11 protein-coding genes are annotated in these 12,671 nt (G+C 71.4%); 7 read left to right on the top strand and 4 right to left on the bottom strand.

The window, feature by feature from the left end:
- Positions 1–66 precede the first annotated feature (66 nt).
- Complete coding sequence (locus ACWER9_RS10575; RefSeq protein WP_452301581.1) at positions 67–669, top strand: class I SAM-dependent methyltransferase; 603 nt, start codon at positions 67–69, stop codon at positions 667–669.
- A 94-nt stretch (positions 670–763) separates the two neighbouring features.
- Here ACWER9_RS10575 and wrbA read toward each other — a convergent pair whose 3' ends face one another.
- Both wrbA and ACWER9_RS10565 read right to left on the bottom strand, forming a co-directional pair.
- Positions 764–1,363 (bottom strand): NAD(P)H:quinone oxidoreductase, encoded by a 600-nt coding sequence (gene wrbA, locus ACWER9_RS10570; protein WP_452301580.1) that lies wholly within the window; start codon positions 1,361–1,363, stop codon positions 764–766.
- 382 nt (positions 1,364–1,745) lie between these two features.
- Positions 1,746–2,138, bottom strand: a complete 393-nt coding sequence (locus tag ACWER9_RS10565; protein ID WP_452301579.1) for a YybH family protein — start codon at positions 2,136–2,138, stop codon at positions 1,746–1,748.
- Positions 2,139–2,355: 217 nt separating this feature from the next.
- Between ACWER9_RS10565 and ACWER9_RS10560 the strand changes: the two genes are divergently transcribed.
- Complete coding sequence (locus ACWER9_RS10560; protein ID WP_452301578.1) at positions 2,356–3,678, top strand: alpha/beta hydrolase-fold protein; 1,323 nt, start codon at positions 2,356–2,358, stop codon at positions 3,676–3,678.
- A 61-nt stretch (positions 3,679–3,739) separates the two neighbouring features.
- On the opposite strand, the gene ACWER9_RS10555 is transcribed toward ACWER9_RS10560, so the two are convergent.
- Positions 3,740–4,453 carry an alpha/beta fold hydrolase gene (locus ACWER9_RS10555; protein WP_452301577.1) on the bottom strand — a complete coding sequence of 238 codons (714 nt, stop codon included), beginning with the start codon at positions 4,451–4,453 and terminating at the stop codon, positions 3,740–3,742.
- Positions 4,454–4,711: 258 nt separating this feature from the next.
- Here ACWER9_RS10555 and ACWER9_RS10550 point away from each other — a divergent pair, with 258 nt between their 5' ends.
- Together ACWER9_RS10550 and ACWER9_RS10545 are read left to right on the top strand one after the other, a co-directional pair.
- Positions 4,712–5,500 carry a hypothetical protein gene (locus ACWER9_RS10550; protein ID WP_452301576.1) on the top strand — a complete coding sequence of 263 codons (789 nt, stop codon included), beginning with the start codon at positions 4,712–4,714 and terminating at the stop codon, positions 5,498–5,500.
- A gap of 121 nt (positions 5,501–5,621) precedes the next feature.
- A complete protein-coding gene (locus ACWER9_RS10545) occupies positions 5,622–5,798 on the top strand; it encodes a hypothetical protein (RefSeq protein ID WP_452301575.1) in 177 nt (58 codons plus the stop codon).
- A 77-nt stretch (positions 5,799–5,875) separates the two neighbouring features.
- Here the strand turns inward: ACWER9_RS10545 and murQ are convergent, their stop codons facing one another.
- Positions 5,876–6,769, bottom strand: a complete 894-nt coding sequence (gene murQ, locus ACWER9_RS10540; RefSeq protein WP_452301574.1) for an N-acetylmuramic acid 6-phosphate etherase — start codon at positions 6,767–6,769, stop codon at positions 5,876–5,878.
- 206 nt (positions 6,770–6,975) lie between these two features.
- On the opposite strand from murQ, the gene ACWER9_RS10535 reads away from it, so the two are divergent.
- From ACWER9_RS10535 to ACWER9_RS10525, 3 genes are read left to right on the top strand one after another with little or no spacing between them, the layout of a single operon-like run.
- Positions 6,976–8,538, top strand: coding sequence for a sodium:solute symporter (locus ACWER9_RS10535; RefSeq protein ID WP_452301573.1), 1,563 nt, complete (start codon positions 6,976–6,978; stop codon positions 8,536–8,538).
- Positions 8,539–8,549: 11 nt separating this feature from the next.
- Positions 8,550–9,734, top strand: a complete 1,185-nt coding sequence (locus tag ACWER9_RS10530; RefSeq protein ID WP_452301572.1) for an anhydro-N-acetylmuramic acid kinase — start codon at positions 8,550–8,552, stop codon at positions 9,732–9,734.
- A gap of 25 nt (positions 9,735–9,759) precedes the next feature.
- Positions 9,760–12,627 carry an FAD-binding and (Fe-S)-binding domain-containing protein gene (locus ACWER9_RS10525; protein ID WP_452301571.1) on the top strand — a complete coding sequence of 956 codons (2,868 nt, stop codon included), beginning with the start codon at positions 9,760–9,762 and terminating at the stop codon, positions 12,625–12,627.
- The last annotated feature ends 44 nt before the right edge of the window (positions 12,628–12,671 follow it).

Here is a 12,671-nt window from a genome sequence, read left to right as displayed (position 1 = left end):
AACGACATTAGCCTCCGGTGGCAAGTCACGGAGGTCAGCAAGCCTGGTGACCCTTATAGTGCCGCGATGGAAACGGACACCGTACGACAGGCCTACACGTCCGTCGCGCAGCTCTACATCAGCTTGTTCGGCACCGCCGGGCAGGTGCACCCGGACGACCTCGCCTTCATCGAGCGACACCTGACGGGTCGACCCGGCCCGGTGCTCGACCTGGGCTGCGGGCCCGGTCACCTCACCGGTCACCTTCGGGCGCTCGGCGTCGACGCCACCGGAATCGACCTGGTGCCCGCGTTCGTCGCGCACGCCCGGGCGGTCCACCCGGAGGTCGAGTTCCAGCTCGGGTCGCTCGAACGCCTCGACGTCGCCGACGAGTCCGTCGACGGCATCCTCGCCTGGTACTCGTTGATCCATCTGCCGCCGCCGGAGCTCGACGGCGTACTCGAGGAGTTCCGGCGGGTACTGGCCCCGGGCGGGCGGTTGGTGCTGGGCACCTTCACCGCGGACGAGGTCGGGGCCTTCGACCACAAGGTCGCGACCGCCTACCGGTGGCCGCTCGACGAGTTCTCCGAGCGGCTCACCCACGCCGGTTTCCGGGAGGTGGAACGCCTGCCCCGACCCGACGACGATCAACACCGGCCCCATGCCGCCATGGCTGCGGTCGCGGTGTGAGGACGCCGAGGGCCGGTCTCCCGTCACGGGAGACCGGCCCTCGCCCAGCTGGGCGCCCGCGTCGAGGCGGGCGTCCGGTACGGCGGCAGCGCGCTCAGGCGCTGAGCTTGCCGGCGATCTTGACGACCCGCTCGGCCATGTGGTCGAGCGCGGCGAACTGGGCGTCGCCGAGCGGGGCGTCGTTGCCGCCGCCGGTGACGTGCGAGACGCCGTACGGGTTGCCGTCGGCGAACTTCAGCGGGTCGGTGTAGCCGGGGGCGACGACCAGGCCACCGAAGTGGTGGACGGTGTTGTAGAGCGCGAGAAGGGTCGACTCCTGGCCGCCGTGTGCGGTCATGGACGCGGTGAAGCCGGCGTACACCTTGTCGGCGAGCAGCCCCTGCGCCCACTGCGGGCCGAGGGTGTCGATGAACTGCTTGAGCTGGCTGGCCACGTTGCCGTAACGGGTGGGCGTGCCGAACACCACGGCGTCCGCCCAGACGACGTCGTCGGCGGTCGCCTTCGGCTCGTTCTTGGTGGCGTCGAAGTGCTGGCTCCAGGCGGCGTTGGAGGCGATGGCCTCCGCCGGGGCGAGCTCCGGCACCTGACGCAGCCGCACCTCGGCGCCGGCCTTCTCGCCAGCCTCGGCGATGCGCTTGGCCATGGCGTGCAGAGTGCCGGTGGACGAGTAGTAGATGACGGAGAGCTTGGTCATCGGAAGCATCCTTCCCAGGAAAGTAGTTGCCGCTGATAAATTTGCGGCCGCAACAATCTCGACTGTAGCAGCCGCTCCCCCGGACCCCAACGGGCTGACCATGCCCACCTGAGTGACGGCGCACACCAGCGGGGACGGACCCGGCAACGGCCGTCCAGCCGATGAACCGGGCGGCTTCCCGGCACCCGTACGACGGGGCCCTGCGGGTGGTGCGCCAACTCGGCAGCCTGGGCCACCTCCTCACCTACGAGGGGCGGGCCACGTCAGCTACCCACGGACGGAGTGCACCCGTCGTCAGGTGGAGCGGTCCCTCGTCAGCGGAACCACACCTCCGGCCGGCGAGCTGCCCGGCCGCCCCGGCCTTGCCGGCGGGATCCTCGGGTCACGATCCATCGGGGAGTTCGGCCGGTTGCTGGCCCGGCCAGAACGGCCACTCCTCGAATGACCGGCACCGCCCGTCGTCGGCGAACCGCATGACCCACAGATCGCGGTACTCCTGGTCGACCGGGTCGCCGTAGCGGACCTCCTGGCGCGACACGGCGGTGTCGCCGTCGACAGCGACGATTTCCGCAGTCATCCGGAACACCTCGTCCGGGCCCTTGCGCTGCTTCTCCCACATCCGGGCGATGGCCGGCAGGCCGACGACCGGAGTCCAGTACGGCCCCTGCTGGTAGGTCGCGTCCTCGGTGAAGAGCGTGACCAATGCGTCCGTGCCCGGCGTCCGCCAGAGCCGCTCGTAAGCAGCGAGCCATTCCCCGACGTGCTTCCTGTCCATTGACATCACTGTGCCACCCGAAGGGCGGCCAGCCGGGCAAACCCGCAGGCCGCAGGCACTGCACCAGGCGGCCCGCCGATGAGCGCGCGCCGGGAGCCCTTGACATCCAAAGGTGTACGTGGCGACACTTCCGAATGCTAATTCGATTTAGCGACCTCGAAGCCCCCGACTGCCACCGACCAGACCGCGACGGGCCACCACGAAGGAGTCTTCGCGCATGAGGAGAACGACAGGACGACGCCGGCTCCGGCTCGCGATCTCGACTCTCGCGATCACGGCACTCACCGCGGGGGTGGTCGCCCCGACACCGGCCGCCGCCACCGGCAGACCCCCGACCGCGCAGGGTGCGACGGTCAAGGTGGACCGAGCCTCACCGACCGGCTACACCGTCACGTTCGTCTACCGCAATCCCCAGGCGACCCAGGTCCGCCTCGCCGGGGACCTGACCCTGCTCGACGTCGCCACCGGCACCACCCGCTACCAACCGGAACAGTGGCAGCCGGGGCGCTACCACGCCGGCGGCACCGAGTTCCTGCGGGACATGACCCGGGACCGCAAGGGGAACTGGTCGGTATCGGTCCCGCTGCACGCCGGCGGGCTCAGCTACTGGTACCGGGTCTGGGACCCGACCCAGGGCTGGGAGAACAAGCGCATCTGGGATCCCGCCTCGTCGAACCCCCGGCCGCCGGGCGAGTCCTCGTTCCGGGTCAGGAACAACGACGTCCTCGACGCGGTGTACGTGCCGTACGCCAAGAAGCAGAACGACCCGGTGCTGAAGGAGCGCGCAGAGTACGAGCTGCCGGTGACGGGCCGCGCGAAGCGGGGCACCGTCAGGTACGTCCCGTACACCACGATCCTCGGCGACAGCGGCCACTACCTCGGCGTCTACCTGCCGGCGAAGTACGACCCCAAGCGCGCGAAGCCGTACAAGGTCGCGTACCTCGCTCACGGCATCTTCGGTGACGAGACCGACTTCATGGTCCCCGCCAACGTCCCGAACATCCTGGACAACATGACCGCCAGGGGCGAGATCGAGCCCACTGTGGTCGTCACCATGGGCAACCACTTCACCGGCACCAGCCTCGGCTTCGCGTCGTACAACCAGACCAACGCGGCCAACAATCTGGTCCAGACGATCCTGCCCCTCATTGAAAGCAGCTTCAACGTCTCGACCGAGCGTTCGGGGCGTGCCTACGCCGGGTTCTCCTACGGCGGGATGACGGGCGGCGTCGTCATGAAGAACTACCCGACCACCTTCGCGTACTACGGGCACTTCTCCGGCAATCCGTCCCTCACCACTCAGGACTACGACACCATCGCGAACGCGGTCGGGGACGACGACCTCTCGGTCTTCCTCGGCAACGGCGTCTTCGAGGGCACCCTCAACGCCCAGAACGCCATCGCCGACAACTTCCGAGCGCGGGGGTACGCTGCCGCGACGGCGCAGGTCCCCGGCGCGCACGACGGCATGACTGCCGGCCAGCTGTTCACCATCTTCGCGCGGGACCACCTCTGGGCGGCGTCGACTTCGCGGCGGTGACCGGCAGGGTGGGTCGGCGACGTCTCGTCACCGACCCACCCTCTGCTGCCCGGACGGCCGGTCAGCTCACGCCCCGAACCGCCTCGATGATCGTCTCGGCGACCTCGCTCGGGCGAGCCACCGCCATCGCGTGCGAGCCGCCGACGACCTCGCGCTGCCCCCGGGCGTTGGCCCGCTCGGCCATGAAGCGGTGCGCCTCGACGGGGATGTTCTTGTCAGCGTCGCCGAACACGAACCAGCTGGGCAGCGATCGCCAGGCCGCGTCACCGGTGAGCTTGTCGCCCAGGCCCTGTTCGGTGATCGGCCGCTGGGTCCGGGCCATCAACGCGGCCATGTCGTCGGACGCGTCCGCGCAGAACTGGGCGTGGTACTGCTCCTGGCCGATAGCCACCTCGTTCCCACCGGTCGACACCGGGTACTGCACAAGCGTGTCGGCGAGGGTGCTGCCGGGGAACTTGCCGGACAGCATCAACGCGGACTCGTCGGTGTCCGGGGCGAGGGCGTTGACGTACACGAGGGCCCGTACCGAGGTGTCGCCGGCTGCGGCCTGCGTGATCACCATGCCGCCGTACGAGTGGCCGACGAGGACGACCGGTCCGCCGATCCACCGCACGACGTCCCGCAGGTACGCGGCGTCGCCCGCGACGCTCCGCAGCGGGTTCGCCACGGCCACCGAGGCGTACGCGGCGCCCAGCCGCTCGAGCACACCGTTCCAGCTCGCCGACTCGGCGAATGCGCCGTGCACGAGCACGATGGTGGGCTGTGGATCAGGCATGACAGGTGCCCCCTCACTCCGTGAAGCTGTTCACCGCCGGTCGCACTGGTACGCCTGGATACCCGTTACGCGAGCGTGAAACGTCAGGTTCCGGCGATGGAGACATCGACACGAGGTGTAACTCACGGTTTCCCGGGGCATCAACCCGCACATGGAGGGAACGGCAGGGTGCGAGAAGCACCCGCTCGACCAGCGGCGTCGGGCCGGTGAACCGGATCGCCCACTGGTGGCGACACCACTGACCGCCGCCTCTGCCTGATGGCGCTGAGGCACAGTCTCCCTCCGGTGGCGCTCGGCGCGGTGGCGCTCGGCGCGGCCCTGGCTGCCAACCCCGCCCACGCCGACACCCCGTCGCCGCCATCTCTTCCACTGGTGGAGGTCGCCACCTCGCCGGAGGGCGTCACGGTCTCGGTGGCCGACGTGGTCGAGGTGCGGCTGAGCGTCCCCCTGCCCCTACCCACCGCGGTCGTCCCGCTGCCGCTGCCGCTGCCCGTGCCCCTGCCGTCGACGGACCCGCTGCCCCTGCCGTCGGATGTTCCGGTGCCGACGCCGTCGGCCCACCCCACAACCGTTCCGCCGAGCCGGCCGAGCCGGCCGAGCCGGCCACCGTCCCCGCAGGCCACCACCGCACCAACCGCCTCGGCCTCCCCGCCCGCACGCGTCGCCACTCGACCGTCGCCGACATCCTCTACGCCCACACCGGCGACGGTGGCCCAGGGCGGCACCCGCGGCACATCGATTGGCCGGGCACCGGAGCAGGCGCACACGACGCCGACCGCCGTCACCGGGCAGCGGCCCACCCCGCCCGCCCGTCCCGCGTCGGGGCCACCGGCGTTCGTGCTGGCGCTCGCCTCGGCACCGAGCGGCGTCGGCACCGGCGGCGCTGACCCACCCACGTCGACAGCCGAAGCTCCGCCGCCCGCCGCGACGCTGCACGCCGGGCGCACCGTACGAGCCGTCGACATGCGTGCCACCAGCCGTCCCGTGGAGCGGGGCCCTCCCCCACCCCGACAACTCCTGATCACCCACTCGCGTCCACGACGTTGATCAGGAGAGGTTCATGGAAATCGCCGTTATCTGGATCCCCGCTACCATCGAGCCGTCGGAGCCCGCCGTCGCGAGGTGCCTCAGTCACCTTCGCCGACGCTCCTACCGATTCGCAGGAATCATGCGGGCCTCGTGGGAGACCGTCGAGCAGACGATGATCGACGGGGAGGTGGATGTCGTCGTCATCGCCGACTTCGCCCACCTTCCGCCGGATCGGTCCCCCCGGATCGAGCTGGCCAGCCCGACCGGCATCGACGCGTACGAGGATCCAGCGGTTCCGGACACACAGCTCGGCTGACACCACGAAGCGCCCCGTCCGCAACGGACGGGGCGCTTCGTCGAGCTGATGAGATCGTCGCCCCGCCCGCACCAGGGTCAGGCGGCTACTGCCGCCCGGACGTCGTCGGCGGCGGCGCGCAGCCGGGCGGCGGCCTCCTCGGCGGTGCAGTTCGCAAGCAGCAGCACGATGGCCGTCTTGGCGTGCCCGTGCGCCGCCGCCAGAGCCCGCGCGGCGGTGTCCAGGTCGGTGTCGGCGGCCTCGGCGACGATCCGACGCGCCCGGTCGACGAGCTTCTCGTTTGTGGCGTTCATGTCCACCATCAGGTTGCCGTAGACCTTCCCGAGCCGGGCCATCGTGGCGGTCGAGAGCATGTTGCAGACCAGCTTCTCGGCGGTGCCGGCCTTGAGCCGGGTGGAGCCGGTGAGCACCTCGGGGCCGGTGGGCACCTCGATGGCGACGTCGGCGTGCCGGCTGATCACCGCGTCGGTGTTGCAGGCCACCGAGACTGTCGCCGCGCCGAGCGCGCGGGCGTGGTCCAACCCGCCGACCACGTACGGGGTACGGCCGCTGGCGGCGAGCCCGACCACCGTGTCGCGCGCGGTCAGGCCGACCGCGTCGAGGTCGGCGACCGCACGGCTCGGGTCGTCCTCCGCACCCTCGACGGCGACGCCGAAGGCTCGCGCCCCGCCGGCGAGCAGACCGACGACCCGGTCGGGCGTCGTACCGAAGGTGGGTGGGATCTCGACGGCGTCGAGCATGCCGATCCGGCCGCTGGTGCCCGCGCCCAGGTAGATCAGCCGTCCGCCCTGGCGCAGCGACGCCACGACGACGTCGACGGCGGCCGCGATGTCCGGTACCGCCCGGCGGACGGCGTCGGCGACCGTCTGGTCCTCGTCGTTCATCGCGAGAAGCAGCTCGGTGGGAGACATCCGGTCGAGATCGCTGGTCTTGTCGTTGCGGGTCTCGGTGCCGAGGGTGCTGAGGTCCACGGGGTGCTCGTTCCTCTCGCTGGTGTGCAGTCGCCGGCCGGTGGGGTGGTCTCCGGCCGCGGCCAGGCTGAGGGCGCAGCTGCGAACGGTCCCCGTATCAGCAGGCTGAAACCACAGCGTAACCAGCCCGGACGGGCGGTGGCAAAAAGTTTCGCGTTACCCTGGGGCAACGTCACTTATTGACAACCGCTGGTTGGGAGCGAGCCGTGCGTCAACTCGACCTGGTCGTGATCGTGCTGTACCTCGTGGTGATCGCCTTCGTCGGACTACGCCTGTCCGGGAAACAGAAGTCCGCCAAGGACTACTTCGTGGGCGAGGGCCGGCTGCCCTGGTGGACCGTCTCGTTCTCCGTGGTCGCCACCGAGACCAGCGTCCTGACCGTGATCAGTGTTCCCGGCGGCGCCTACAGCGGTCAGGGCTTCGGCAACGTCGAGCTGGCCCTGGGCTACGTCATCGGCCGGGTCGTGGTGGCCGCGGTGCTCATCCCGCTCTACAAGCGGGGTGGGTTCGTCAGTGCCTACCAGTACCTTGGTGAGCGGTTTGGCCTGAAACTTCAGGGCCTGGCGTCGGTGACGTTCGTCTTCACCCGCCTGCTGGCCGAGGGCGTACGGCTGTTCGCCTCGGCCATCCCCATCAAGCTCCTCCTCGACGAGTTCGGCCTGAATGTCGGTTACCAGGCCATCATCATCGTTCTGACGCTCATCACGGTGGTCTACACCTACCTCGGTGGCATCAAGGCGGTCATCTGGACCGACGCCATCCAGATGGGGCTCTACCTGGGCGGGGCGATCCTGGCCATCGCGGTGCTCAGCCACGCCGTCGGCTTCGACGGCTACTCGCAGGCGCTGGACGCCGGCAAGTTCCAGCTCTTCGACACCAACGTCGACCTGGCGCACGTTCTCACCAGCCCGTTCGCCCTGCCGACCGCAATCATCGGTGGCGCGATCTTCGCGATGGCCAGCCACGGGTCGGACCAGCTGATCGTCCAGCGCATCCTGTCCACCCGCACGCTGCGCGAGGGGCAGAAGGCGATGATCTCCTCGGGCATCTTCGTGGTGATCCAGTTCGCGGCGTTCTCGCTCGTCGGCGCGCTGCTGTGGTCGTACAACAAGGGTCAGACCTTCAAGGAGCTCGGCCTGGCCAGCAGTGACAACCTCTACCCGAGCTTCATCCTGCACGCCCTGCCGGTGGGCATCTCGGGTCTGCTGGTGGCCGGCATCCTCGGCGCGGCGATGGGTTCGCTGTCGTCGGCGCTGAACTCGATGTCGAACTCCACGGTCGCCGACTTCATCCACAGCTTCTTCCGCACCGTCCCGTCCGACGACACGATGCTCCGGCTCGCCCGGGTGATGACCCTGGTCTGGGCGGTGCTGATGGCGATCTTCGCCTGCGCGTTCAGCTCCAGCACCGGAAACGTCTACCTGACCGGTCTGACAATCGCCGGCTACACCTACGGGGCGCTGCTCGGGGCCTTCCTGCTCGGCCGCCTCGTCAAGCGGGCCAACCAGGTCGACGCGGTGATCGCCTTCCTGGTCACCGTGGCGGTGATGACCTACATCGTCCGGTATGTCAAGATCGACGTCACGACGGCCGGGACCACCACGGCGACCGCGATCGCCGCGCAGTGGCTGGTTCCGATCGGCGTCCTGATCACCCTGGTCGTCGGCGCGGTGTCGAGCCGGTTCCACCCGGCCCCGGAGACGCCGTACCACCATGGGCGCACCGACGAGGTCGACGACGAGGCGGCGGCGCCCGCCGGCCGGGCGTGAAGGAGACCACGATGCGCGTGATCGGTCTGATGTCCGGAACCTCCTACGACGGCATCGAAGCCGCCGCAGCCGAGTTCGAGCTGAGCGGCGACACCCTGCGGTTGCGACCGTTGGGCCGACTCAGCCACCCGTACTCCGAGGACCTGCGCGGGAAGATCGCCGCCGCCCTGCCGCCCGCGCCGACCACCACCGAGGCGATCTGCGTGCTGGACACCGGCATCGGCCAGGCCTTCGCCGAGGCCGGCGTGCGGGCCCTCGCGGAGCTGTGCGACGGCCGGGCCGACCTGGTCGTCTCGCACGGGCAGACCATGCACCACTGGGTCGAGGCGGGCACGGTCCGGGGCACTCTCCAACTGGGTCAGCCGGCCTGGATCGCGGAGGCCACCGGCCTTCCGGTCGTGGCCGACCTGCGCAGCCGCGACGTCGCCGCCGGCGGCCAGGGCGCTCCCCTGGTCGCCCTCTTCGACGCGCTGCTGCTCGGCGGCCTGCCCGGCGTCCCGGCCGCGCTGAACCTGGGCGGCATCGCCAACATCACCGTCGTCGCTCCGGACGCGGATGCGCTCGCCTTCGACACCGGCCCGGCCAACGCCCTCCTCGACGCCGCCGCCCGCCACTTCAGCGGGGGCACCGAGGAGTACGACCGGGACGGGCGCGGGGCAGCCGCCGGTGAGGTGAACCCGGCCCTGCTGCGGCGGCTGCTCGACGAGCCGTACTACCGGCTGCCCAGCCCGAAGAGCACCGGCAAGGAGCTGTTCCACAGGCCCTACCTGCTCGCCGCCCTGGCCGACGCACCCACACCGGCCCCGCAGGACGTGTTGGCCACGCTGACGCGGCTGACCGCGGTCACGGTGGCCGGCGCCTGCCGCGACCACGGCGTCACCCGGCTCGTCGTCTCCGGCGGCGGCGCACACAACCCGACGCTGATGGGCATGATCGCCGATGAGCTGCCCGGCGTCGAGCTGTCCTCAAGCGACGACCTGGGCATCGCCTCGGACGCCAAGGAGGCGCTGGCCTTCGCGCTGCTGGGCTACCTGACCGTGCACGGGCTCCCGGGCACCCTGCGCTCGGGCACCGGCGCGCGGCACGCCTCCGTGCTCGGCAGCATCACCCCCGGCCGCCTTCCGCTACGGCTGCCGACCCCGGTCGGCACCACCCCCGCCCGGCTGCTTGTCGTCGCGTCTCCGGTGGCCGACTGACCCAATCCTTTCGGAGGATCCGCCCATGAGCACCGTCGTACCCACGCCGACCTCGGCCGGCGTGCGCGCCCGCGAGGTCGCCGAGCTGCTGCGCTCGCGCCTCGACGACCCGGGCCGGGCCAGCGCCGAGCTGCCCCGGAGGCTTGCGGCGGCACACGACGCCTCGCCGTACCTGTTCGAGCCGCAGGCCGTGGTCCGCGCCGCCTCGGCGGCCGAGGTCGGGGCGCTGATGGCCGGCGCCCGGGAGGCAGGCGTACCGCTGACCCTGCGCGGCGGCGGCACCAGCCTCGCCGGTCAGGCCGGCGGTGCGGGCGTGCTGGTCGACGTCCGCACCGACTGGCGGCACGCCGAGGTCCTCGACGACGGTCGCCGCATCCGGCTCCAGCCGGGCCTGACCATCCGGCAGGCCAACGCCCGACTGGCCCGCTACCGACGCCGGCTCGGCCCGGACCCGGCCAGCGAGGCCGCCTGCACGGTGGGTGGCATGGTGGCGAACAACTCCAGCGGGATGACCTGCGGCACCACCGACAACGCGTACCGCACCATGGAGTCGCTGCGTTTCGTCCTCCCGTCCGGCACGGTCGTCGACTCCGGTGCCCGCGACGCCGACGACCGGCTGCGGGTCGACGAACCCGAGTTGCACGCCGGGCTGCTGCGGCTGCGCGACCGGGTCCGCTCGACGCCGGGGTCGCGCGCCACCATCGAGCGGCTGTTCAGCATGAAGAACACCATGGGGTACGGGCTGAACTCGCTGCTCGACCACAGCACCCCGATCGACATGCTCGCCCACCTGATGATCGGCAGCGAGGGCACGCTCGGGTTCGTCGCCGAGGCCGTCTTCCGTACCGTCGAGATCCACGAACACGCCGCCACCGGCCTGCTGATCCTGCCCGGTCTCACCGACGCCACCGACGCGCTGCCGGCCCTGCTCGCCGCCGGCGCCCGTACCGCCGAACTGCTCGACGCGGCCGCGCTGCGGGTCAGCCAGCGCGACCCGGGCGCGAGCCCGGCCCTACGCGGGCTGACGGTCGCCGGCCACGCCGCGCTGCTCGTGGAGTTCGCCGAGGACAGCGCGGAGCGGCTGGCCGCGACGCTCGCCGACGCCCGTCCCGTCCTCGACCGGCTGCCGGCCGTCACCGGCACCGAGCTGACCCGCGATCCACGGGAACGGGCCAACCTCTGGCACCTGCGCAAGGGCCTCTACACCGCCGTCGCCGGCGCGCGCTCGCCCGGCACCACGGCCCTGCTGGAGGACGTCGCGGTGCCGATGCCGCGCCTGACCGGCACCTGCGACGGGCTGATCGAGCTGTTCGACAGGCACGGCTACCCGGACGCGGTGATCTTCGGGCACGCCCGGGACGGCAACCTGCACTTCATGCTCACCCAGTCGTTCGACACCCCGGCCGAGATCGACCGCTACGCCCGGTTCACCGACGAGATGGTCGACCTCGTGCTCGCCGAGGGCGGAACGCTCAAGGCGGAGCACGGCACCGGCCGGGCCATGGCGCCCTTCGTCCGCCGGCAGTACGGCGACGAACTGTACGACGTGATGCGCGAGCTCAAGCGGTTGTGCGACCCGAGCGGGCTGCTCAACCCGGGGGTGCTGCTCAACGACGACCCGACCGTGCACCTGCGGCAGCTCAAGGCCGTCCCGACCGTCGACCCCGAGCTGGACGCCTGCGTCGAGTGTGGCTACTGCGAGCCGGTCTGCCCCACCGCCGACGTCACCACCACGCCCCGGCAGCGCATCGTCCTGCAACGTCAGATCGCCCTCGCCACCGCCGCCGGTGACGAGGAGCGCCGCCGGGAGCTGGCCGCCGACTACGCGTACGCCGCGGTGGACAGCTGCGCCGCGGACAGCCTCTGCGTCACTGCCTGCCCGGTCGGCATCGACACCGGGGCGGCGATGAAGCGACTGCGCGCCGAGCGGCACAGCCCTCGCGCCCAGCGCACCGCCCGTACCGCCGCGAAGCACTGGCGGGCCGCCGTGACGGGAGTCCGGGTGGGGCTGACCGCCGCGCACACCGTTCCGACGCCTGTCACCCGCGCGGCGACCGGGGTGATCCGTGGGCTCGGCGCCACCGAGCTGGTGCCACTGTGGACCGACGACATGCCGCGCGCCGGCGCTCCCCGCCCCGCACCCCGCGACACGCCGGACGCCCAGGCGGTGTTCTTCGCGGCCTGCGTCGGCAGCCTCTTCGGCCCGGAGGGTGGCTCGTCCGGCGGAGCGGCTGCGGCGTTCCTGCGCCTGTGCGAACTGGCCCGGGTGCCGCTCGTCGTACCGACCGGCACGGCGGGCCTGTGCTGCGGAACCCCGTGGCAGTCCAAGGGTTACCCCGCCGGCCACCGGGAGATGGCCGAACGGGCCCTGGCCGCGCTGTGGGCGGCAAGCGACGAGGGTCGGTTGCCGGTCGTGTGCGACGCGTCATCGTGCACCCACGGGCTGACGCAACTGACCGCCGCGCTGGCCGAGGAGGACCGGGCACGGTACGCCGCGCTGCGCTTCGTCGACAGCGTGACCTTCACCGCCGAGCACCTCCTCCCGGCGCTGCCGCAGCCCCGGCGGCTCGGGTCGCTGGCCCTGCACCCCACCTGCTCCAGCGTGCACCTGGGCGGCATCGACGACCTGCGTACGGTGGCCCAGGCGGTCGCCGACACCGTCACCGTGCCGGACAGTTGGGGGTGCTGCGCCTTCGCCGGTGACCGGGGGCTGCTGCACCCGGAGGTCACCGCCGGTGCCACCGCCGCCCAGGCCGCCGAGATCGATCAGCGCGACTTCGACGCGTACGCCTCCTGCAACCGCACCTGCGAGATGGGCATGAGCCGGGCCACCGGCCAGCCGTACCGGCATGTGCTCGAGGTGCTCGTCGAGGCGGTCGAGCCGTCGGCCTGACCGGCGATCACGAGCGCGCCGCCCGCCGCGGATCTGCGGCGGGC

The organism is Micromonospora sp. NPDC003944, assembly GCF_053605225.1.
This window is presented reverse-complemented; position numbering and strand designations above follow the sequence as displayed.